The organism is Ornithinimicrobium humiphilum, assembly GCF_006716885.1.
Taxonomy (GTDB): domain Bacteria; phylum Actinomycetota; class Actinomycetes; order Actinomycetales; family Dermatophilaceae; genus Ornithinicoccus; species Ornithinicoccus humiphilus.
In genome coordinates this window covers 2353955-2375412 of record NZ_VFPU01000001.1, presented here as the reverse complement: position 1 = coordinate 2375412, position 21458 = coordinate 2353955, and the positions used below count along the sequence as shown (strand labels likewise).

22 protein-coding genes and 1 pseudogene are annotated in these 21458 nt (G+C 69.0%); 20 read left to right on the top strand and 3 right to left on the bottom strand.

Annotated elements, in window-relative coordinates:
* Positions 1–8: 8 nt before the first annotated feature.
* The 13 genes and pseudogenes from FB476_RS11190 to FB476_RS11130 all read left to right on the top strand — a co-directional run.
* Positions 9–767, top strand: a complete 759-nt coding sequence (locus FB476_RS11190) for an ATP-binding cassette domain-containing protein (RefSeq protein WP_202876965.1) — start codon at positions 9–11, stop codon at positions 765–767.
* On the top strand, positions 764–1810 hold the full coding sequence (locus FB476_RS11185; protein ID WP_141818816.1) for an ABC transporter permease: 1047 nt from the start codon (positions 764–766) through the stop codon (positions 1808–1810). Before FB476_RS11190 ends, FB476_RS11185 begins: the two co-directional genes overlap by 4 nt.
* Before the next feature lie 12 nt (positions 1811–1822).
* Complete coding sequence (locus FB476_RS11180; protein WP_141818815.1) at positions 1823–2920, top strand: phosphotriesterase family protein; 1098 nt, start codon at positions 1823–1825, stop codon at positions 2918–2920.
* A 32-nt stretch (positions 2921–2952) separates the two neighbouring features.
* Positions 2953–3681, top strand: a complete 729-nt coding sequence (locus FB476_RS11175; RefSeq protein ID WP_141818814.1) for a GntR family transcriptional regulator — start codon at positions 2953–2955, stop codon at positions 3679–3681.
* Positions 3682–3684: 3 nt separating this feature from the next.
* A complete protein-coding gene (locus FB476_RS11170; RefSeq protein ID WP_141818813.1) occupies positions 3685–4821 on the top strand; it encodes a M20 family metallopeptidase in 1137 nt (378 codons plus the stop codon).
* Positions 4818–5582, top strand: a complete 765-nt coding sequence (locus FB476_RS11165) for an MBL fold metallo-hydrolase (protein WP_202876964.1) — start codon at positions 4818–4820, stop codon at positions 5580–5582. Before FB476_RS11170 ends, FB476_RS11165 begins: the two co-directional genes overlap by 4 nt.
* Positions 5583–5644: 62 nt before the next feature.
* Positions 5645–6637 (top strand): phosphoglycerate dehydrogenase, encoded by a 993-nt coding sequence (locus FB476_RS11160; RefSeq protein WP_141818812.1) that lies wholly within the window; start codon positions 5645–5647, stop codon positions 6635–6637.
* Positions 6634–7425 (top strand): hydroxypyruvate isomerase family protein, encoded by a 792-nt coding sequence (locus FB476_RS11155; protein WP_141818811.1) that lies wholly within the window; start codon positions 6634–6636, stop codon positions 7423–7425. The genes FB476_RS11160 and FB476_RS11155 overlap by 4 nt, the downstream gene beginning before the upstream one ends.
* Positions 7422–9371 carry a 3-oxo-tetronate kinase gene (gene otnK / locus FB476_RS11150; RefSeq protein WP_202876963.1) on the top strand — a complete coding sequence of 650 codons (1950 nt, stop codon included), beginning with the start codon at positions 7422–7424 and terminating at the stop codon, positions 9369–9371. Before FB476_RS11155 ends, otnK begins: the two co-directional genes overlap by 4 nt.
* Positions 9368–10018, top strand: coding sequence for a class II aldolase/adducin family protein (locus tag FB476_RS11145; protein WP_141818810.1), 651 nt, complete (start codon positions 9368–9370; stop codon positions 10016–10018). Before otnK ends, FB476_RS11145 begins: the two co-directional genes overlap by 4 nt.
* Positions 10015–10716 (top strand): substrate-binding domain-containing protein, encoded by a 702-nt coding sequence (locus FB476_RS11140; protein WP_141818809.1) that lies wholly within the window; start codon positions 10015–10017, stop codon positions 10714–10716. The genes FB476_RS11145 and FB476_RS11140 overlap by 4 nt, the downstream gene beginning before the upstream one ends.
* A 26-nt stretch (positions 10717–10742) precedes the next feature.
* Positions 10743–11528, top strand: coding sequence for an NAD-dependent epimerase/dehydratase family protein (locus FB476_RS11135; protein ID WP_141818808.1), 786 nt, complete (start codon positions 10743–10745; stop codon positions 11526–11528).
* Between the two features lie 396 nt (positions 11529–11924).
* A pseudogene (locus FB476_RS11130) lies at positions 11925–12089 on the top strand (winged helix-turn-helix domain-containing protein); the annotation flags it as partial.
* A gap of 105 nt (positions 12090–12194) precedes the next feature.
* Here the strand turns inward: FB476_RS11130 and FB476_RS11125 are convergent.
* The gene (locus tag FB476_RS11125; protein ID WP_238329676.1) at positions 12195–13871 is read right to left on the bottom strand and encodes a choice-of-anchor I family protein; all 1677 of its coding nucleotides are present in this window, start codon (positions 13869–13871) and stop codon (positions 12195–12197) included.
* Positions 13872–14045: 174 nt separating this feature from the next.
* Positions 14046–14450, bottom strand: a complete 405-nt coding sequence (locus FB476_RS11120; RefSeq protein WP_141818807.1) for an FAD-dependent oxidoreductase — start codon at positions 14448–14450, stop codon at positions 14046–14048.
* Between the two features lie 114 nt (positions 14451–14564).
* On the opposite strand from FB476_RS11120, the gene FB476_RS11115 reads away from it, so the two are divergent.
* The 6 genes from FB476_RS11115 to FB476_RS11090 all read left to right on the top strand — a co-directional run bounded on the left by FB476_RS11115 (position 14565) and on the right by FB476_RS11090 (position 18731).
* On the top strand, positions 14565–14933 hold the full coding sequence (locus FB476_RS11115) for an ArsR/SmtB family transcription factor (protein WP_141818806.1): 369 nt from the start codon (positions 14565–14567) through the stop codon (positions 14931–14933).
* A gap of 117 nt (positions 14934–15050) precedes the next feature.
* Positions 15051–16160 (top strand): ACR3 family arsenite efflux transporter, encoded by a 1110-nt coding sequence (gene arsB, locus FB476_RS11110; RefSeq protein WP_141818805.1) that lies wholly within the window; start codon positions 15051–15053, stop codon positions 16158–16160.
* Positions 16141–16788: an arsenate reductase ArsC gene (locus tag FB476_RS11105; RefSeq protein WP_141818804.1), complete on the top strand. Its 648-nt coding sequence runs from the start codon at positions 16141–16143 to the stop codon at positions 16786–16788. Before arsB ends, FB476_RS11105 begins: the two co-directional genes overlap by 20 nt.
* Positions 16785–17246: an arsenate-mycothiol transferase ArsC gene (locus tag FB476_RS11100; protein ID WP_337678351.1), complete on the top strand. Its 462-nt coding sequence runs from the start codon at positions 16785–16787 to the stop codon at positions 17244–17246. Before FB476_RS11105 ends, FB476_RS11100 begins: the two co-directional genes overlap by 4 nt.
* Complete coding sequence (locus FB476_RS11095; protein ID WP_141818803.1) at positions 17243–18313, top strand: ArsO family NAD(P)H-dependent flavin-containing monooxygenase; 1071 nt, start codon at positions 17243–17245, stop codon at positions 18311–18313. Before FB476_RS11100 ends, FB476_RS11095 begins: the two co-directional genes overlap by 4 nt.
* Positions 18314–18317: 4 nt before the next feature.
* Positions 18318–18731, top strand: coding sequence for an arsenate reductase ArsC (locus tag FB476_RS11090; RefSeq protein ID WP_141818802.1), 414 nt, complete (start codon positions 18318–18320; stop codon positions 18729–18731).
* Between the two features lie 22 nt (positions 18732–18753).
* Here FB476_RS11090 and FB476_RS11085 read toward each other — a convergent pair whose 3' ends face one another.
* The gene (locus tag FB476_RS11085) at positions 18754–19131 is read right to left on the bottom strand and encodes an ArsR/SmtB family transcription factor (protein WP_141818801.1); all 378 of its coding nucleotides are present in this window, start codon (positions 19129–19131) and stop codon (positions 18754–18756) included.
* Between the two features lie 273 nt (positions 19132–19404).
* On the opposite strand from FB476_RS11085, the gene FB476_RS11080 reads away from it, so the two are divergent.
* Positions 19405–21405 (top strand): PhoX family protein, encoded by a 2001-nt coding sequence (locus FB476_RS11080; protein WP_238329675.1) that lies wholly within the window; start codon positions 19405–19407, stop codon positions 21403–21405.
* Positions 21406–21458 lie beyond the last annotated feature (53 nt).

The following is a 21458-nucleotide window of genomic DNA, read 5'->3' as shown; positions in this document are numbered from 1 at the left end:
AGCCTGACATGACTACACCCCAGACGCTGGTCCCGCCCCGGATCCAGATGAAGGACATTTCCAAGTCGTATGGCATGGTGACCGCGCTCCAGGGCGTGAACCTCGAGATCGCCCCAGGCGAGGTCGTCGGGATCGTCGGTGACAACGGCGCCGGCAAGTCAACGCTAATGAAAGTCCTAGCCGGAACTGTGACCCCCGGGTCCGGTGAGATTTACGTGGACGGAGAACTAAAGCACTTCTCAGGTCCAAAGGACGCCAAGGATGTTGGCATCGAGATGGTTTACCAAGACCTGGCGTTGTGTGACGACATCGACGTCCCCGGGAACCTCTTTCTGGGGCGTGAGCCCAAGAAGCTGCTCGGGACGACCCTCGACAGGGAAAAAATGCTCAAGGACGCCAAGGAGCACCTGTCCAACTTGAACATTAGGGTGCAGCACTACGGCATCCCGGTCCGCAACCTTTCCGGTGGACAACGGCAGGCGGTCGCTATCGCGCGAGCGCTGACCTTCAACCCCCGGTTGCTGATCCTGGACGAGCCGACCTCCGCGTTGGCCGTGGAACAGGTCAGAGACGTGCTCCGGCTGATCAAGGAGACCGCCGCCAAGGGCGTCAGCGTCATCCTCATCACCCACCGTCTGCAGGACCTGTTCGAGGTCTGCGACCGGCTGTGCGTCATGTACGAGGGGTCGGTCTCCTCCAACCTTGACGCGCGGACCACCTCTCTGGAAGTTCTTGTCGAGCACATCGTGGGAAGGGCCGCAGCATGACCACCACCCCAGTCCAGACCCAGCCGCAGAAGGCCGGCGGCGGCAGGCAGCCCGCACCGGCGCGCACGACCGACCTGGGAGCGCGTCTGCGCATGGCCCTAGGCCTGAACGTGGCCCTCTACGCGGTCCTGCTCTTCCTGATCGTGATGGTCATCCTCTTCGCCATCACCACCCCCGGCTTCATGACCGGCGGCAATTGGATGAACATCCTGCAGCAGACGGCCCCCCGCCTCGCGGCGGCACTCGCCGTCACCTTCGTCATGACCTCCGGCGGAATCGACCTGTCGACAGGCTCGAATGTCGCCCTCAGCGGGTCTATCCTCGCCCTGCTCATCGCCGACGGGGTCAGCGTCACCCTCGCTGTCGGGATCGTCCTTGTCGTCGGCGCGGCCATTGGGGCTTTCCAGGGCTGGTTCGTGGCCTACCGCGGGGTGTTCGCGTTTATCGTCACGCTCGCGGGCTTCTACGCCTTCCGGGGGGTTGCCCTAGTCCTGACAGACGGCTATTCGGTGGCCATCCCCACGGACGCTTGGGTCCTGGGCCTGGGTCGGGGGTCGTTCCTCGGCATCCCGATCTCGGTTCTGTTGGTGACGGTCATGATCGCCTTCAGCTGGTACGTGTTCAACCGCACGAAGTTCGGGCGCTACGTCGTAGCAGTGGGTTCCAACAAGGAGTCCCTGCGACGCTCCGGAGTCAACGTAAAGCACGTGCTCCTGGGTGTGTACATCTTCTCCGGGGTGTTCTCGGCGATCGCCGGCCTGATGATCGCTTCCCGCCTGGCGTCCGGGTCCTCGAACGCCGGCATGTTCTTCGAGCTGGAAGTCATCACGGTCGTCGTTCTCGGCGGCACGGCGCTGTTCGGCGGCCGCGGCTCGATCATTGGCACGGTGATCGGTGCGCTGGTCTTCGGCGTCATCCTCAACGGCATGGTCCTCATGGGCGTCTCTGCGTTCTGGGTGCAGGTCGTCCAAGGGGCGATCCTGCTGGCCGCGGTGACCGTCAACGCGATGCTGGACTCGAAGCACTCGGTCCTGCGGTCCTGACGGCGCGATCCGATGACCAGCACCACCTCCGTCCCCGTGCAGTGCGTGGATAGGACGGTCCCGTCCGACACCCTGGGCATGACCCTGTTCCACGAGCACATCTTCACCGACAACCGGCGCCGCGCCCCGCGGCCCGACCCCACGGTGGAGGATGCCTGCGAGGTCTGGGCATCCCCCATGGATGCGCGCCTGGCGGCGCACCTCAGGGACAATCCCATGGCCTGCGAGGACAACTGCGTCCTGGAGGACGTCGACGTCGCGATCGACGAACTCGGCTACTTCGTGCGTGCCGGTGGCAGGACCGTGATCGAGCAGACCCCGATCGGTGCGGGTCGTCGGCTCGCGGACCTGGCGACTGTTGCCGCGGCTACTGGTCTGAACATCGTCGCCGGAACCGGCTTCTACATGGAGGTCATGCATCCGGAGGCCCTGAGCACGATCTCGGACCGGGAGATCACCGACCGCATGCTGAACGACCTGACCACGGGCCAGGACGGCGTACGGTGCGGGCTGATCGGGGAGATCGGCGTCTCGGCGGACTTCTCAGCCGCCGAGCGCCGCGTCCTCCAGGCAGCGGGACGAGCGCATGTGGAGACCGGTGTCCCCGTGTCGGTCCACCTGCCGGGCTGGCACCGCCTGGGGCACCAGGTTCTGGACTCTCTCCAGGCAGAGGGCGTGCCCGCGGAGGCCGTGGTCCTGTCCCACATGAACCCCAGCGTGGAGGACTCGGACTACCAGCTGTCGCTGGCGGAGCGGGGGGCCTACCTGTCGTTCGACATGATCGGCATCGACTGGTATTTCTCCCACACGGGTTTTCAGTCCCCATCGGACGTGCAGGTAGCTGGCGCGGTCCTCGGGCTTTGGGAAGCCGGTTTCGGTGCTCAAATCCTGCTTTCCGGCGACACCTTCCTCAAGATGCAGCTCCGTCGCTATGGGGGACCGGGGTACGACCACGTGCCCCGCCGTTTCGCCTCGCGGCTCCAGCGGGTCGGTCTAGAGGCCCACGACGTAGGGGCCCTGCTGGCTCGCAACCCGGCGAGGGTCTTCGAGACCGCAGCCCGGTCGGTGCGCTCGTCGGCAGGTGGTATGGCGTCCGGACCGGAAGGGTAGGGCGGGACGATCTTTGTTTCTGGTGGAACTCGGTGGTCAAGGAGAAGTACGTGACACGCATTGATCAACTCCCGTTAGCCGACCGGGTTTACGACGCACTGATGGTGGAGTTCATGAACGGCGTCCGGCCGCCGGGCCAGCGACTGAAGATCGAGGCGATCGCGGGAGACATGGGTATCAGCCCCACTCCGGTGCGCGAAGCGTTGGCGCGGCTGGAGCAAACCGGCTTCGTCGAGCGCCACGCGCGACGCGGGTACGTGGTGGCCCGGCTGCTCGACGGCTCGGAGATGGCGCAGCTGATGGACGCTCGACTGCTCATGGAGCCGACCATGTCCGGCCTCGCCGCGCAGCGCTGCGACGACGACTTCCTCGACAGCCTCCGGGCGACGATCGAGGCGATGGACCGCGCAGGCAACTCTGCTGATGGTCAGGCGCTGATCGAGTGCTGGATGGCGGACGAGGCCTTCCACACACTGATCGCCGAACGTTCGGGCAACCGCTTCATGGCCCAGGCGTACCGGTCGATCGGGGGCCAGTTGCAGCGGTTCCGGATCATCGGTGGAGCCGGTGTCTCGCACGCGCGGGCCGCCTGCGGCGAGCACCGACGAGTCTTCGACGCCCTGGTTGCGGGCTCGGATGAGGAAGCCAGCGCGAGCATGGCGACCCACCTCGTCAACGCCAAGGCCCGCGCCCTCGCGGACCTCCAGCGAGCCAGTGACCGGATGGACGGTCGCGGCATCAATCTGCGGGCCGAGGGGTGAGCCGTGCTCGCGAGTGACGACCCCGTCGGCCTGACCCAGCAACTCGTGCGCCTGGACACCTCCGCCGGCGACGAGGACGCCTGCACTGAGCCCTTGGCCAGCACCCTCGCCGCGGCCGGGCTGGAGGTCTCCTTGGTCGAGAGCGGCCCACGACGCAACAACCTGCTCGCGCGATGGCGAGGTGGGGGCTCGCTCGTGCTCTCGGGGCACCTGGACACGGTGCCCTTCACGGAGGCCGGCTGGGCCGAGCACCCGCTCTCCGGAGCCGTCGTCGGGGATCGGATCTACGGCAGGGGCACCAGCGACATGAAAGGTGGCCTCGCGGCGATGACCTCCGCCGCCTGCCGGGCGGCCCGAGAGGGTGCTCCCGCGTTCACCCTCCTATTCACCATCGGTGAGGAACTGGGCTGCCAGGGTGCCCGGGACGTCCTCGAACATGGCCCCCTGCCGAGCAACCCCGTCATCGTCATCGGAGAGTCGACCAGCAACACCCTGCGGTTCGGGCACAAGGGCGCCACGTGGCTGCGGCTGACCAGCCAAGGACGAGCTGCGCACGGCTCACGCCCCGAGCTCGGGAGCAACGCTGTGCTGTCACTCATGAGGGCCGTTCTGGCCCTCACCGACTCCTTCGCGCCCGCGCACCACGCTCACCTGGGGCTCCCCACCGTCAACGTGGGAACCTTCGCCGGCGGCGTCCAACCCAACATCGTGCCTGATGCGGCGAAAGTCGAGCTCGACTTCCGCACGGTGCCCGGCCTCGAACACAGCGACATCCTGAGCCTTGTACGCAGCTACGGACCAGACCTCCGGACCGAGACGATGCTGAACCTCGCACCGGTCTGGACGGACCCGGCGAGCGCAGTGAGCCGGCACTTGAAGCAAGTGGTGGACGAGGTCCGCCAGGGACCGCCCGGGGAGGAGTTGGCGGTCAGCTACTTCACTGACGGCTGCGTCCTGTCGGCGCTGCCCGGGTCTTCCGTCTACATCTGCGGACCGGGTGACCCGGACCAGCCGCACACCGCGGACGAGTCCTGCGCCGTCTCCCGGATCTACGAGGCCGCGGCGATCTACCACCGATTGATCCACTCCCTCTCCGAGGTCTCGAGGCCCGGCCAACTGCAGGCACAGGGGGAGCCGTGAGCCCGAGCACTCGCTACACCGTCACGAGCATCGTCGACGGCTTCCCGGGCAAGTCGGCCTCCCACGGCGCCTTCGGCTGGAGCAGCGCCCACCTGGCGCTCGGCTCCGACCGGGTCGTCCTGATCGAGACGGGGCCGCCCTCCTACATCCCCCTGTTGACCGCCGGGCTGGCCGCGCACGGGCTAACGCCCTCTGACGTCACTGACGTCCTGCTCACCCACGCTCACTGGGACCACCTGAGCAACATCATGATGTTCCCAAGGGCCCGGGTGTGGATCGGCGCAGGCGAGCTCGACTGGGCGCGGTCGCTACCCGACGACGCGCCGTTCATGTCCAGGCTGCACATCGACGAGCTGCACCGGCGCGGCGACGATGTCGGTCGGGTTCGGGACGGTGACAACATCCTCCCCGGCATCACGGTGATCGACACCCCCGGGCACACCCCCGGCCACCTCGCCTACGAGCTTGACGCGCGTGACGGGCCGATGATCTTCGCCGGTGATGCGGTGAAGAACGTCTACGAGCTGTCGACGGGTGAGGTCGACTCGACCCTCGACCGCACCGCCAGCCAGGCCAGCATCGACCGGCTGCGAGCGCGCATGAGCGCGACGGGCGCGCTCCTGGTTCCCGGCCACGATGTGCCGCTGCGGTGGGACACAGGCACAGCTCAGCGCGTTCGCCCCCAGTTCGCGCAGATCGACTTCTTCGCCACCAGCCATCACCCGGCCCTGGACCGCTCCATCACGGACGGCAGCGCGTGAGCCCTGAGCAAAGCCCTGCGGTCGGCCTCGGCCGCCGCCCCGACACAGGAAGTAGGAAACGCATGGAGCAGCACCGCGTCCTGATCACCACGAGTTATCTGGAACCGGGGGACGAGGTTCACCGCCTGCTTACCGAAGCCGGGTGCACGGTGCTCTACTCGCGCCCGCAGGACCGGAACGGCGGATTGTCTCGAGAAGCGGTGGCCGAGGTAGACGCCATCATCGCCGGCACGGAACCGCTCACGGCCGAGCTCATCGAGGGCGCGCCGGAACTACGGATCATCGTTCGGACCGGAGCGGGCTACGACAACGTCGACGTGGAGGCTGCGACTCGCCGTGGCGTCGTGGTGTGCACCACGCCAGGGGTCAACCGCCAGTCGGTCGCTGAGCTCACCGTGGGCCTGCTGCTGGACTGCGCCAGGGGGATCTCAGCGTCAACCGCCCAGGTCCGGGCAGGGGCGTGGGTGCAGAAGAGCGGGCGAGAGCTGTCGGGTTCCACGCTCGGCGTTATCGGACTCGGGGCGATCGGAAAGGAGGTGGCCAGCGTGGCGCAGGCACTGGGCATGACGGTGCTAGCCCACGACCCCGCCCTCGACCCGGCGTACGCAGACGAGCACGCCATTGCGTCACGCTCCTTCGAGGACCTCCTCCGGGAGTCGGACTTCGTCACGCTCCACATCGCCCTAAGCCCTGCGACATACCGGATGATCGACCGCGAGGCCATCGCGGCCATGAAGCCTGGAGCCTTCCTCATCAACACGGCACGTGGAGGGGTGGTGGACGAGCAAGCGCTCGGCGATGCCCTAACTGCGGGCCACCTTGCAGGAGCGGCGCTGGACGTCCTCGAGACCGAGCCGCTTCCCGCCGAGCACCCCCTACGGCACGTCCCTAACCTCGTCATCACCCCGCACATCGCTGCGGCCACAGTCCAGTCGCGCGCGCGATCCGGACTGCTGGCTGCTGCCCAGGTCCTCGAGTACCTCCACGAGGGCAGAGCCGCACACCTGGTCCCCGAATCCCGGCTTGTGCCGAGGCTGGAGCTGGAGCGACAGTGACCGAAGCGCCTTTCAAGTTCGCCGCCAACGTCCGCTGGCTCTATCCGGGAACCAGCCTCAAGGATGCCTTCCACGCCGCCTGGACCGAGGGCTTCCGTGGTGTCGAGATCCCGAACCCTTATTCCGAACCGGCGGAGGAGGTCCGACGCCTCCTCGTCGAATCGGGACTCGAGGCGGTGCTCATCAACACCCCCCTGGGTTCGCCGGGCTCGTCGACCGCCAACGGAGCTGCGTGCGTCCCTGAGGCGGTGGCGGAGTTCCGCGCAGGCGTGGAACGGGGCCTGCAGTATGCCGTCGCGCTGGGGTGTCCCACGCTGCACGTCGTCGGGGGACGCAGGCCCGAGGCGGTCAGCCGAGAACGAGCCTTCGCCCAGTACGTGCACAACATCGGCTGGGCGGCCGAGCAAGCGCGCTCGGCCGGGGTGCGGCTGGTGCTCGAGATGCAGAACCAGAGGAGCGTGCCGGGTTTCTTGCTCGACTCCCAGGCGACGACGGCGGCCGTGGTCGAGACTGTCGGAGAGCCGGTCGGGCTGCTGTTCGACGTCTTCCACACCCAGATGGCCGAAGGAGACGTGGTGGGCACCTTCGACGCAGTCCGTTCGCTCATCACGCACGTGCAGCTGGGCGACGCACCCCTGCGCAGCGAACCCGGCACGGGGGAGCTGTCCTGGCCCTTCGTACTCGGACACATCCAGCGATCGGGCTACAACGGCTGGCTCGGGTGCGAGTTCCAGCCCGACGGCAGTGCCAACGGCCTGCTGACCCGACTGGTGGAGGTGGCGCAGTGACGGAGCCTGACTATCTGGTGGCACTGATCAGTGCGACGCCACTCGCGATCCCTCCCGCGTCCGATGCGATGGCGGAGCACTTTCCCGAGGCGTCGGTGTGGAACCTCCTGGATGACCGGTTGCTCAAGGATGCGGCGCAGGCGGGAGGTCTGACGGAGCCACTCGCTGCCCGGATGCAGCGGCTGATCGCGCACGCGGTTGACGCCGGCGCCGACGCGGTCATGCTTACATGCTCCATGTACGGCACTGTGGCCCACGAAGCCGTGGCCCCGGTGCCACTGCTGGCGCCGGACGACGCCGCCTTCGCCGAGGCAGCGTCCGGCGCCTATTCCAGCGTTCTGCTGGTCGCGTCGCTGGAGTCAGCCCTGACTGACTCGCTGGAACGCTTCAAGGCCGTAGTGGCCGAGAGTGGCCACGAGATCGCGGTTAAGGGTGTTCACGTCCCGGCCGCCCTGGCCGCCACAACCGCGGCCGAGCTGGCGGAGGCGCTGATCGAGGCATGCCGACCTGTCGCCGATGGTGCCGATGCCCTCCTGCTCGCCCAGTTCTCGCTGGCCCCCGCCCAGCGGGCGCTCACCGCGGCACTGGGCAAACCGGTGATCTCTGGCCCTCAGAGCGCCGCCAGCAAACTCCGCGAGACCTTGTCCTCGACGCCGCAACGGACCTCGGTCGGCGTCGTCGCCGACGACTACACCGGCGCCACGGACGTGGCTCTGGCGCTGCGCGGGGCCGGCCTGCGGACCGTGCTGCTCTTCGGTCCGCCGGCACCGGACGTGGTGCTCCCGGCACACGACGCCGCCGTGATCGCCCTGAAGACGCGGACCGTGCCCGCTTCGGACGCCGTCGCTGCCAGCCTTGAGGCCGCGGACTGGCTGCAGGCGGCTGGGGCGCGGCAGCTGTACTTCAAATACTGCTCGACGTTCGACTCGACGGCGGAGGGCAACATCGGTCCGGTGCTGGACGCGCTCGCGGCGGCCTCAGGAGCCGACGTCGTCGTGACCACGCCCAGCTCGCCGGACCATGGACGGACTGTCTACCATGGCCAGCTCTTCGTCGACGGCACGCCGCTCGCCGAGTCGCACATGGCGCATCATCCTCTGACCCCGATGACGGACTCGTCCCTGCCGCGCCTGCTAGGTGCGCAGACAGAAGCCCAGGTGGATTTGCTCCCGTTGTCCACGATCCGGGAAGGCGTGCCCCGGGTGGGTGCAGCGATGCAGGAGGCCAAAGCTGGGGGTGTGGGCTATCTCGTCGCGGACGCACTCGACGATGCCGACCTGGCCGTCCTGGCCCGCGCCTGCGCCGACCAACCTCTAATCGCAGGGGCCGCCGGGTTGGCAAAAGCCCTCGGTCTGGTCACACCCGGGGCCATCGGCGGACAGGACCATGGGCCGACGCCAGACCCGGTCGGCACGGCTCGGTCGGCCGTGCTGGCTGGTAGCTGCTCCGCACGGACACTGCAGCAAATCGCTTACTTCGAGGAGGCGGGAAACCCGAGTCTCCGCCTGGACGCGCGTGAGCACCGAGAGCTGGACGAGATGGTCGCCCACGCCCTGGACTGGGTGGACGGTCTGTCGGACTCTGCGACGCCGCTGATCTACTCGTCCGTGCCGGCCGACCAGCTGCGTGAGGCGCAGGAGGCACTGGGCGCCCAGCAGTCGGCTCAACTGCTCGAGTCTGCTCTGGCCTTGATCGCGGTCGGGCTTATAGCCAGGGGTTTCAGGCGCCTGGTTTCCGCTGGAGGCGAGACCTCCGGCGCAATCGTCGACGCGCTACGGGTGAGCGGTGTCGAGGTGGGTCAAGAGGTCGCCCCCGGGGTGCCGTGGGTGTTCACCCTGGCGGACGCACCGCTCGCGCTGCTGTTGAAATCCGGCAATTTCGGCGACGTCGAGCTCTTCTGTCGCGCCGTGGACCCAGACCGAGGGTGGGGAGTTGACGACGCATGACTGACGCAGACCTCAGGGAAGAGCTCGTGCGAGCGGCACGCGCGGTCAAGCAGCGAGGGCTGAGCCACGGGACGACCGGAAATGTGTCTGTCCGCGCCGGAGACTCGATCATCATCACGCCAACGGCCTGCGACTTGGCGACCGTCCGCCCGGAGGAACTTGCCGCCGTGAGCCTTGACGGCGAGCCGCTCACCGACGCAGTGCCGTCCAAGGAGGCGTATCTGCACGCCGCGGTCTTCCGCAACCGTCCTGAGGCGAGCGCAATCGTGCATACCCACTCCCTGCACGCGACTGCAGTCGCGTGCCTGGCAGAACTGGACGTCCAGGACGCATTGCCGGCCCTGACCGCCTACTACGCGATGAAGGTGGAGGCGCTACCGGTGATCGACTACTGCGCGCCCGGGGACCGGCGCTTGGCCGACCTGGCTGGAAGCGCGGCCAGGAGACACGCCACAGTGCTGCTGCGCAACCACGGCCCGGTCATCGCGTCACCGTCCGTCGCCACCGCGGTGGACGTGGCCGAGGAGATCGAGCAGACCGCCAAGCTGTTCCTCCTGCTCCAGGGCAGGCCCTCGGCACCCCTCGACGACGTCGAACGACGGCGACTTTTCGAAGCAACCACAGCACGGGAGAGGAAGACACGATGAGTGACATGGTGACGCTGTTCAGCGGGCTGGCCGTCAAGGGGGTTTTAGAAGCTACGGTGCTTCCAGCCTTCACGGAGGAGACAGGCATCGAGGTGCAGCCGACCTACGAGCCCACCAAGGTCCTCGAGAGGCTTGTGTCCGAGGGTGCTCGCCCGGATGTCTTCCTCGGGGTAGCACCGGCTGTCCAGCAGCTCGCCGCAGCGGAGGTGCTCGATGAAGGGAACCTGCAGCCGCTCGTCCGGTCCGGGATCGGGCTGGCTGTGGCGCCCGGTGTGTCCGGCCCACGCATCGGTACCGTCGAGGAGCTCGTGGACGCCCTCCGATCTGCCCGGTCCGTGGCGTACTCCCGCACGGGAGCCAGCGGTGTCTACTTCGCCAGCCTGCTCGACCGGCTCGGCATCGCTGAGGAGGTCAACGAACGGGCCACCGTCCTCGCGGGTGGCTTCACCGGCGAGGCGCTGCTCGACGGTCGAGCTGACCTGGCCGTCCAGCAGGTCATCGAGCTCAAGGCGGTGGAGGGCGTGCACGTGGTCGGGCCCCTGCCGGACGATATCCAGCAGCACGTGGAGCTGTGGGCAGGGGCCGCTACAGGTGCCCTCGCACCAGCACAGCGGCTGCTGACGTTCCTCACCAGCCCCGCGGCGGTGCGCGCCTATGGCGAGGTCGGTCTGGACCCTGTCGTTGCCGAGCGCACCTGAGCATCAGCCGCGACCCGAGGAGGAGCATGAGCACGTTGCTACTGACCGGCGCGAGCGGCCGGATGGGCACTGCGATCAGACCTGCCCTGGCACAAGACCACGACCGCGTGCGGCTCTTTGCGCGAGACGCGCTCGACGACACCAGACGCGGTGAGGAGGTGGTCCTGGGGACACTGGAGGACTTCGACGCCGTGGCGCGAGCGGCGGAGGACGTCGACGTGATCGTTCACCTCGGCGGCAAGGCGGACGAGGCATCCTTCCCGGAAATCCTGTCGGCCAACATCGTCGGCACCTATAACGTCTTCGAGGCGGCTCGCCGGGCAGACGTACGCCGTGTTGTCTACGCCAGCTCCCACCATGTCACCGGTTTCCACCCCGTGACTGATCGCGTGAGCGTCCGCTCCGACGTCCGGCCGGACACCTACTACGGCGTGAGCAAGGTCTTCGGTGAGGCGCTCGGCAGGCTGTACCACGACAAGTGGGGGCTGGAGGTCGTGTGCCTGCGCATCGGCGTCTGCCGGGAGGAGCCGGAAAGTTCCGACCAGCTGCGTACGTGGCTCAGCGTGCCGGACAGCATCCGGCTCGTCCGAGCGGCCGTGACGAACGAGCTGGAGAATGGCTACCTCACGGTGTACGGGGTGTCGGACAATGCAGGGTGCTTCTGGGACACCGACACGGCCGAGCAACTCGGCTTCTTTGCTCAGGACAGCGCAGACGCTTACGAGGCTTCACTCGGGGGACGCCAACCCTTCTCTACGACGTGGCAGGGCGGCGCGTTCACTGATGTCGACTATCGCGGAGGGATCTGGTGACCGTCACGTCCTCGTGCAGGCCCAGTGGAGACCGTCTCTGTCAGGGACACTTGGTGCAAAGTGAGCAGAGGGGCGTAAGGAGACTGTCACAGAACTGACACGACGCACGCACGCCGTCCGACGCTGCAGATGAGAGCGATGTAGGTGCGTTTCCCGCCACCTCCACGAACGTGTCTCACGCTGTGCAGTACCCCTTCAACGTGGCCGAGATCCGCGCAACGGCGCGGATCTCGGCATGTGTATAAGTCGCCGTGGCGGCCGCCGTGTCGAGCAGGATGCCCAGGTTCCGCGCGCACGCAGCTGTCACAGGATTGTGCTTCGGGCGCGGCGGGTAACTAACGCGTGAAAGAACCCGATGGGTCATCGCGCGGGCTGCCGGGGGATGGGCAGTGACAGCGAGGGCAGCTCACCGACCAGGTCTGGGGCAGCGACTACGCCGGCGACACCAAGGCCCTCGACGTCCACATCAAACGCCTGCGCGCCAAGATCGAGCCGGACCCAGCCGCACCGCAGCACATCGTCATCGTGCGCGGCCTGGGTTACACGTTCGCCAGCCACTGAGGAGGCACGCGTGGGCCTCCTTCCCTGACCGACGCCGCCGCCCACCTCCTGGGCGGGGTCGGGCCACCGCGACAATACTGCCGTGGCCGGCCCACCCGTGGTTGTTCAACGCAGGTCGGTGACCTCGAAGAAGGTCGTCGTGCCGGACACCTCGTTGGCCACAATGAGCAGGGGTGACCCGGTGGGCGACTCAGCGGCCGGGACGAAGGCCAGGCCCTCGGCGCCGAGGTCACCGGCGGCTGCGAGTGCTGCGTCCACGTCCTGGGCGTCTTCGACCGAGACCGAGAAGTCGCGGTTGTTGACGTAGGTGACGAAGGACGCTTCTGCGGGGACGGTGACGTCGTAGACCATGACACCGCCGATGCGCTCCAGGCCGATGAACGCGTAGGTCCGCCCGTCGACCTCACCCAGGACCAGGCCCTCGGGCTCGGGGCCCTTGTCATCCGAGCGGCCCTCGAGGTTGGTCTCGGAGTGGTTGGAGTTGAAGAACTCCGGGACGGCCTCGGCGATGTTCTCCTCGAACTGAGAGCCGGAGTCGAAGACGAGGGCGCCCTGGCCGTCGAAGATGGAGAAGCCCCGGGTCCCGTAGGTGAACAGCTCGGCGTAGCAGCCGGCCTCCTCCTCCAGGCCCTGGGCCAGGGTGATGTTGAGGCGGCCGAGGTTCGCGTCGGCCTGCAGCTGCTCCACGCTCATGCCCGCCTGCTCGGCGACACCCTCGCAGACCGGGGGTAGGCCGTCCTGACCCAGGTCTTTGACGCGCGCCTCCTCGGAGTAGGCGTCGTAGTCGCGGGCGTCGCCCTCGTTGGCGGTGATCACGTAGTCGGTGCCGCGCACCCGATAGGAGTCGATCGCGTCCGGCAGCCGGTACCCCTGGACCGGCCAGGTGCCGAGGTTGATCCCGCCGTCACGGTCGGAGGGGTCGAAGGCGACCTCACGTCGGTCCACCGTCCCCAACGGCAGCAGGTCGGTCACCGTGGCGGTCCGGACGTCGAGGACCGCGAGGGTGTTGGCTTCCTGCAGCGACACCCACGCGGTGCGGCCGTCCTGGGAGACGGTGATGTACTCCGGCTCGAGGTTCTCCGACACGGGGAACGCCGGGGTCCCCGTGCCTGCGTCCTCCCTGCCGCCGAAGACACGCACGCCCTCGGGCAGGGCGTCGCCCTCGAAGGCGCGGAAGTCCGCGGTGGCTACCGCGTCCTGGGTGATCGCGGCGGTCCCGTGCTGGGCCGAGCGGCCACGGTTGGTCAACTGCTTGGGCAGGGTCACCACGGAGACGCTGCCCTCGGGGTCGATGCGGTAGTCGTCCGTCGGCTCGCCCTCGTTGGCGACCAGCGCACGGTCCCCGCGGGGGGTCAGGGTGACCATGTCCGGCAGTGCCCCGACGCGGTAGGCGCCCAGGACCACCGGCTCCTGCTCCCGGATGTCCGCGACGAGCAGCCAGCCCTCGTCGGTCTTCTGCGGGGCCTCCAGGGCGACGACCGCGAGCCCGTCGGCGCGGACGGCGACCGAGTTGGCAACGGTCCCCTCGGGCACCACGGACCCGTCGGCGGCCGTGAGTCCGACGGCGGAGACCTCGGCCACCTTGACCGGGTTCGTCGGGTCGGCGACATCCAGCATGTCCACCGTGCCGGTGCGCGCGTTGACGACCAGGGTGCGCTCGTCTTCGGCGTACCAGGCGACGATCTCCGCCGCGGACGCGTCGAACACACCGGTCTCGAAGCTGCCGACCGGGTCCAGGGTGAAGGCCGCGTCCGGCGCCGAGTGGCGCACGGGCGCGGGCACGACCCCGGCGACGGCCGGGGAGGCGGCAAGCCCGCCAAGGAGACACAGGACGAGAACCGAGCGGGCAGCACGAGTACGGAGAGGACGGTGAGGCCAGAGGGTGAGAGTCACGCCCAGGACACTAGGTAGCGCGCGTTCCCACCGGGTGACACCGAGGTGAACAGGACCGGTCCATCAGATGGTGACTGGACAGCACCCGGACTCGCCCGACCAGCCTGAAGCGGGACCGGAAACGCGGAGCGACGACACGGGTTCCATGACGCCACGGGACTGTAGCTCCGCGGGGAGAGGGCGCAGGTAGTGCTCCACCAGCTCCGCACCTGTGGGTGGGACCGGGGTGGACGGGCGGGCCCAGCCGGTCGGTGCGAGCAGTTCTTCCGCCGTGGCGTCGACGATGTACTGCCACGGCGTGAAGGTGCGGATGTGCCCCCACTCGGAGACGGCGGCACCGACGTCGTCCCCGGCCTCGAGGACCAGGAACGGCATTCCCCGGTCGGCCAGGTGCGCGGCGGCGGCCAGACCCACCGGCCCGGCGCCGATGACGACGACGGGGTGGTCCTCACGGATAGCAGTGCTCATGATGGTGTGTTGCCTCCTGGCGACGCCGCCGGTCGATTGGCCTATTATCGACGTCTGTCGATGAAGTGCATCGTGCATCCAATATTGATAGATGTCAATGAAGGAGCAGCCGTCATGTCGGGTCCCGTCCCCGCCTCGCCCGTCGTCCCTGCCCAGCCGGAGGTGGCGCAGTGCTGCGCTCCGCTGCGGGCGACGACGCTGGGTGCGGGGGAGGCCGCTGAGCTCGCCCGCCGGTTTGCGGCGCTGGGCGACCCGGTGCGTCTGCGCCTCCTGAGCCTGCTGGCCACCAGCACCGACGGTGCCGTGTGCGCCTGCGACCTGGTCGAACCGGTCGGCAAGAGCCAGCCCACGGTCAGCCACCACCTCAAGATCCTGCGCGAGGCGGGGCTGGTCACCAGCGAGCGGCGAGGCACCAACGTCTGGTACGCCGCCGTCCCGGCGGCCATCGAGTCGCTCCGCGAGACGCTGGCCGCAGGATCCTGACCGGGCGAAGCGCCGGGCGCCGGGCCACGAGATGGCCCACCTCGGACCTCTGATTGACATTCGTCTATGTGGCCGCCACCATGGCCGCATCGATCTTCGTCCATAGATTGGATCACGATGAGCCGGGCCACTCCCACTGCGCGCAACCAGGTTGCGAGCCCGTCGACCGCCCATCTGTCCACAACCGACAAGTACCTGCCCGTGTGGATCGGCGCGGCGATGCTGGTCGGGCTGCTCCTGGGCCGGCTGGTCCCGGGGCTGGACGACTGGCTGGGGGCCGTGGAGGTCGACGGTGTATCGCTGCCGATCGCCCTCGGCCTGCTGGTGATGATGTACCCGGTGCTGGCCAAGGTCCGATACGACCGGCTCGACACCGTGGTCGCCGACCGGAGGATGCTGGTCAGCTCCCTGGTCCTCAACTGGCTGGTCGGTCCGGCACTGATGTTCGCGCTGGCGTGGATCTTTCTGGCCGACCTGCCGGAGTACCGCACCGGGCTGATCATCGTCGGCCTGGCCAGGTGCATCGCGATGGTGATCATCTGGAACGACCTGGCCTGCGGCGACCGTGAGGCGGCCGCCGTGCTGGTCGCGCTCAACTCGGTCTTCCAGGTCGTCGCGTTCGCCGGTCTGGGCTGGTTCTACCTGTCCGTGCTGCCCGGCTGGCTGGGACTGGACCAGGCCGCCCTCGACGTCTCCGCCTGGCAGATCGCGAAGTCGGTGCTGATCTTCCTGGGGATCCCGCTGCTGGCGGGCTTCCTGTCCCGGGTCTGGGGGGAGAGGGCCAAGGGGCGCGCGTGGTACGAGGAGCGCTTCCTTCCCGCCGTCAGCCCGTGGGCGCTGCGCGGGCTGCTCTTCACGATCGTGCTGCTCTTCGCCCTGCAGGGTGACCGGATCACCTCCCAGCCGCTGGACGTGGCCCGCATGGCCGTGCCGCTGCTGCTCTACTTCGCCCTGATGTGGGGCGCCGGCTTCGCCCTGGGCAAGATCCTGGGTATGTCGTACGCGCGCACGACCACACTCGCCTTCACCGCGGCCGGCAACAACTTCGAGCTGGCCATCGCGGTCGCGATCGCCACCTTCGGAGTCACCTCCGGCCAGGCCCTCGCGGGCGTCGTGGGACCGCTCATCGAGGTGCCCGTCCTGGTCGGCCTGGTCTACGTCTCCCTCGCCCTGCGCGACCGCTTCTTCTCCTCGGAGGTCCCCGCCGATGTCCGCACCCACCCCTGAGACAGCCATGGCCCCCGGCGACCGCGACGATGCCGTGGGACAGATCGTCCAGGACCTGACCTACGCCTTCGAGGGCACATTCACCGCTGCGGAGGTGCGCCGCGCGGTCGAGGTCGCCTGGTCCGAGCTCACCGCGGTTTCGCGCATCCCGACGTACCTTCCGGTGCTGACCGCCCGCCTGGCGCGCCAGCGGCTCACCGCCGCCGCGCAGGCCGGCGGCCGCATCGTCAAGACCGTGCCCGAGCTGCTGTTCGTCTGCGTCCACAACGCCGGCCGCTCGCAGATGGCCGCCGCCCTCGCCGCGCACCTGGCCCCCCTCAAGGTGCACGTGCGCTCGGCCGGCTCCGCGCCCACCGGTGAGATCAACCCCGTCGTGGTGCAGGTCCTCGCCGAGCGCGGGATCGACCTGCGGGAGGCGTTCCCCAAGCCGCTGTCCGACGACGTGGTTCGCGCCGCAGACGTCATCGTCACGATGGGCTGCGGCGACAGCTGCCCGGTCCTCCCCGGAAAGCGGTACGAGGACTGGGACGTGCCCGACCCCGCCGGGCAGAGCATCGAGGTTGTCCGCGACATCCGCGACCAGATCCAGGGCCGCGTCACCGCACTGCTGCGCGAGCTCGACCTGTGACGGCACCCACCCACGGCCCGTCCGGAGAGGCCGCCCTCGTGTCCCGGATCCCCACGGTCCTGTTCGTCTGCGTCAAGAACGGCGGCAAGTCGCAGATGGCCGCCGCCCTCATGCGCCACAGGTACGGCCCCGCGGTGCGGGTGCTGTCCGCCGGCACCCGGCCCGGCAGGGCCCTGAACATCGAGTCGGTCGCGGCGCTGGAGCAGGTGGGCGCCAGCACCGCCGGGGAGCACCCCAAGCCGGTCGACCCCGCGATGGTCGAGAAGGCCGACCTGGTGGTCCTGCTGGGCGAGGAGGTCGAGCTCGAGACGAGCAGCACACCGGTTCAACGGTGGGTCACCGACGAGCCGTCCCGACGTGGGATCGAGGGCGCCGATCGTATGCGGCTGGTGCGTGACGACATCGCGGCCCGGGTCGCCGCCCTGGGCAGGCAGCTGGGGCTGCGACCGCAGGCATGACCGAGCGCTCTGCGCAGCAGGTCCGCGCACTGGTCGTCGGCGGCGGTCAGGCCGGTCTCGCGACGGCGTTCTACCTGCGCCGCCGGGGCATCGAGCACGTCGTGCTCGACGACCAGGCCCGCCCGGGCGGGGCGTGGCTGCACACCTGGGACTCGCTGCGTCTCTTCTCCCCGGCCGCCTACTCCTCCCTGCCCGGATGGCCCATGCCCCCGCCTGCCGATGAGGGTTATCCCGACGCCGCGCACGTGGTCGACTACCTCGCGCGCTACGAGCAGCGTTACGACATACCGGTCCGGCGGGGGGAGCGGGTCACCGCGGTCGAGCATGCCGAGAACGGCTTCACCGTGAGGACCTCACGCGGCACCTGGCACGCTGCGGCTGTCCTCAACGCCACCGGCACCTGGTCGCGACCCTTCGTCCCCACCTACCCCGGCGCCGGGGCGTTCTGCGGCAACCAGGTGCATTCCGCGGCCTACCGGTCGCCCGAGCGTTACGCCGGGCAGCGCGTGGTCGTCGTCGGCGGTGGCAACTCGGGAGCCCAGGTCGCCGCCGACCTGGCCCCCCACGCGCACGTGACCTGGTGCACCCTGCGCCCCCCACGCTTCCTGCCCGATGACGTCGACGGCCGCGAGCTCTTCCGGGTGGCCACCCTGCGTGCACGCGGCCAGGGCGAGGGCGTCGGCGGCCTCGGCGACATCGTCGCGGTCCCGCCCGTCCGCGCCGCCCGTGACGCCGGAGCGCTGCGGCGCACCCCGATGTTCGCGCGGTTCACGAGCGACGGCATCACCTGGGCCGACGGCACCACCCAGAAGGTCGACACCGTCGTCTGGTGCACCGGCTTCCGGCCCGCGCTGGCTCACCTTTCCCCGCTGGGGCTGCGCCGCACGAACGGCGTCCCGAACACCGATGGCCCGTTCGCAGCCGATCCCCGCCTCGCCTTCGTCGGCTACGGCGACTGGTGCGGCCTGGCCTCGGCCACCCTGATCGGCGTGGGCCAGTGGGCCCGCCGGGCCGTCCACCGCGCGTTCCCCGAAGATCCCGACACCACCCACCGACCGAGAGGCTGAACCCATGTCCGACAAGCCCACCGTCCTGTTCGTCTGCGTCCACAACGCCGGCCGCTCCCAGATGGCCGCCGCCTACCTCAAGCACCTCTCGGGAGGTGAGATCGAGGTCCTCTCGGCCGGCTCCGCCCCCGCCGACCAGGTCAACCCGGCCGCGGTGGCCGCGATGGCCGAGGAGGGCATCGACATGTCTGCCGAGCAGCCAAAGCTGCTCAGCGACTCCGCCGTCCGCGCCTCCGACGTCGTCATCACGATGGGATGCGGAGACACCTGCCCCATCTACCCTGGCAAGCGCTACGAGGACTGGGAGCTGGAAGACCCGGCCGGCCAGGGAATCGAGGGCGTCCGCCCGATCCGCGACCAGATCCGCCAGCGCGTCACCCTGCTCATCGAGTCACTCGGGCAGCCCGCCACCGACTAGTGGTGTCTCGAGGGCGACAGTCTCAGCAGCAGCGCTCTCGGACACCGCTCACCGGAAGGTCGAGGAAGCTGCGCACCCGGGCCAGCGCTTCGGGCCGCACCGTGTAGTGAACCCAACGACCTCGCCGCTCGCGCTCCACCAGCCCGGCATCGTGCAACTTGCGCATGTGGTGGGACAACGTCGGCTGAGTGATCCCCAGCGCGTCCGGCAGGTGGCACGCGCAGGCCGTCCCCAACGCGGACTCGGCCAGGTACTGCAGCAACCGCACCCGCGTCGGGTCGGCCAGCGCCCGCAGCACGGTGGCAAGCTCCTCGGCCTCGTGCTTGGGCATCAGCTCGCAGTCGGCCCCAGCGCAGCACTCGTCGTTCACCGAGACCACCGACCCCTGAACCTGTGTCATGGCACCAGCGTAGGCCCACATCGAAGATCGTCCATCAACCTAATGTGCGCAGGAGTGAGCAGAGTCCCCTTCAGGGCCTGTCAGGGAACTGGCACACCCGGCCGCGTGGAGGGCGGCGCCCGCGAGCCCGCACTGCTCGGGCAACGGTTCACTGCACTGCCGCGCGGGGTTCACCTGGGTGTCGCCCGTCCGATCACCTGTGCGCCCTAACGTCCGTGACGCCACGGGTCCCACCCGCGGGGCCTTGCCCAGAACGACGAGAAGGACGTGAACGTGTCGACTCCCACGACCCGACGCTCGATGCTGTCGCTGACCGCGGTCGGTGAGCACGTGACCAACCGCAGCGCCAAGACCTGCCTGTACCGCTGCGGCAACCAGTGTGCCCATCCGGTGCCCAACACCTCCGCGAACAGCTACTTCGGTGACATGATCGCGGCCGCCGTCTCCCGGCGCTCGGTGGTGCGGGGCGCCGCCGGCGCGGCGCTCATCAGCACTCTCGCCTGGAGCACCGCCGAGAACGCCTACGCCGCCCCTGGCAGGGGGAAGCCCACGATGGCGGGCTTCGAGCCGATCGCGCCGACCCCCAACCACGTCGACGACGTCGTGGTGCCCGAGGGCTACGCCTGGACGCCGGTCATCTCCTGGGGCGACCCGGTCGAGCCGGGCGCCCCCGACTTCGACGTGCACAACCAGTCCGTCGAGGCACAGAAGAGGCAGGCCGGCTACAACGCCGACTACCTCGCGCTGCGCCGAGGGGGTGCGGGCAACAACGCCGCCAACAAGGGTCTGCTCATCTTCAACAACGAGTACACCAACCCCGAGCTGATGTTCCCCGACTACGACGAGGCGAACGGGCCCACCGCCGAGCAGGCCGCCATCGAGATGGCCGCGCACGGTATGACGATCGTGGAGGTGCGACGCCAGGGCCAGTTCGCGCCCTGGACGTACGACCGCCACGGCGCCCGCAACCGGCGCATCCACGCCTGGACCCCGTTCCACGTTGACGGCCCAGCCGCGGGGGCGGAGTGGATGCGCACCAGCGCTGACCCGAGCGGACGGACCGTGCTGGGCACGCTGAACAACTGCGCCGGTGGCGAGACCCCATGGGGCACGTCCTTGTCCGGTGAGGAGAACTTCAACCAGTACTTCAACACCACCGGAACCGCCGACCCCGACGGCAGGCTGGCCCGGTACGGCATACAGTCCTCCGGGCGGGGTTGGGAGCGCGCCGACGGGCGGTTCATGGTCAGTAGCGAGCCCAACGAGGTGAACCGGTTCGGCTGGATCGTGGAGGTGGACGCCGACGACCCGACCTCGACGCCGGTGAAGCACACGGCCCTGGGACGTTTCAAGCACGAGGGCGCCACCATCCGGATCGCGACGGACGGCCGGGCGGTCGCCTACATGGGCGACGACGAGCGCTACGACTACGTCTACAAGTTCGTGTCCAAGGGCACCTACCGCAAGGGCGACAAGGCCCACAACAAGACACTGCTGTCGGAGGGCGACCTCTACGTCGCGCGGTTCGACGGGGACGGTCTGGGCGACGGTGAGTGGGACGGCACCGGGGTGTGGCTGCCGCTGGTGGTCGACGGCACCTCGCACGTGCCCGGCTGGTCCGTGGCCGAGGTCCTCACGTGGACACGGCAGGCGGCTGACCTCGTGGGCCCCACCAAGATGGACCGGCCCGAGGACGTGGAGCCCAACCCGCACACCGGCCACGTCTACCTCGCGTTGACCAACAACACCAGCCGCCGTCCGGCCGAGATCGACGAGGCAAACCCGCGGGCCAGCAACAAGCACGGGCACATCATCGAGTGGCGCGAGGCCGGCAACGACGCGGCGGCCCTCGAGTTCTCCTGGCGGATCGTGCTGCTGGCCGGCCAGCCGAACGACCCGACCACCTACTTCAACGGCTTCGACCGCCGCCTGGTCAGCCCGATCAGCTGCCCGGACAACGTGGCCTTCGACAGCGAGCCCGACCACCTCTGGATCTCCACCGACGGTGCACCGGGCACGCTGGGAACGTGCGACGGCATGTTCCTCATGCCGACCGACGGCCCGGACAAGGGCAAGGTGCAGCAGTTCCTCTCGGTGCCCGCGGGCGCCGAGTGCTGCGGACCCGTCGTGGAATGGACCGACCGCTCGGTGCTGATCTGCGTCCAGCACCCCGGGGACGGCCTGCCGAGCTCCTACCCCTATCTTGGCGACCCCGTGCCGCGCCCCGGGGTGGCGCACATCTACCGCCCGAACGGCCGGGGCACGGGCAGCTGAGCCTGACCCGGTGTCCCGTCGCTGGCACGAGGCCGCTCGCCGGAACCAGCAGG

What these genes read in the sequence shown, in the direction of transcription:
- FB476_RS11190 (WP_202876965.1), top strand. Translation starts at nt 9, where the DNA reads ATGACTACACCCCAGACGCTGGTCCCGCCCCGGATCCAGATGAAGGAC.
- FB476_RS11185 (WP_141818816.1), top strand. Translation starts at nt 764, where the DNA reads ATGACCACCACCCCAGTCCAGACCCAGCCGCAGAAGGCCGGCGGCGGC.
- FB476_RS11180 (WP_141818815.1), top strand. Translation starts at nt 1,823, where the DNA reads ATGACCAGCACCACCTCCGTCCCCGTGCAGTGCGTGGATAGGACGGTC.
- FB476_RS11160 (WP_141818812.1), top strand. Translation starts at nt 5,645, where the DNA reads ATGGAGCAGCACCGCGTCCTGATCACCACGAGTTATCTGGAACCGGGG.
- FB476_RS11145 (WP_141818810.1), top strand. Translation starts at nt 9,368, where the DNA reads ATGACTGACGCAGACCTCAGGGAAGAGCTCGTGCGAGCGGCACGCGCG.
- FB476_RS11140 (WP_141818809.1), top strand. Translation starts at nt 10,015, where the DNA reads ATGAGTGACATGGTGACGCTGTTCAGCGGGCTGGCCGTCAAGGGGGTT.
- FB476_RS11135 (WP_141818808.1), top strand. Translation starts at nt 10,743, where the DNA reads ATGAGCACGTTGCTACTGACCGGCGCGAGCGGCCGGATGGGCACTGCG.
- FB476_RS11120 (WP_141818807.1), bottom strand. Translation starts at nt 14,450, where the DNA reads ATGAGCACTGCTATCCGTGAGGACCACCCCGTCGTCGTCATCGGCGCC.
- FB476_RS11115 (WP_141818806.1), top strand. Translation starts at nt 14,565, where the DNA reads ATGTCGGGTCCCGTCCCCGCCTCGCCCGTCGTCCCTGCCCAGCCGGAG.
- arsB (WP_141818805.1), top strand. Translation starts at nt 15,051, where the DNA reads ATGAGCCGGGCCACTCCCACTGCGCGCAACCAGGTTGCGAGCCCGTCG.
- FB476_RS11105 (WP_141818804.1), top strand. Translation starts at nt 16,141, where the DNA reads ATGTCCGCACCCACCCCTGAGACAGCCATGGCCCCCGGCGACCGCGAC.
- FB476_RS11095 (WP_141818803.1), top strand. Translation starts at nt 17,243, where the DNA reads ATGACCGAGCGCTCTGCGCAGCAGGTCCGCGCACTGGTCGTCGGCGGC.
- FB476_RS11090 (WP_141818802.1), top strand. Translation starts at nt 18,318, where the DNA reads ATGTCCGACAAGCCCACCGTCCTGTTCGTCTGCGTCCACAACGCCGGC.
- FB476_RS11085 (WP_141818801.1), bottom strand. Translation starts at nt 19,131, where the DNA reads ATGACACAGGTTCAGGGGTCGGTGGTCTCGGTGAACGACGAGTGCTGC.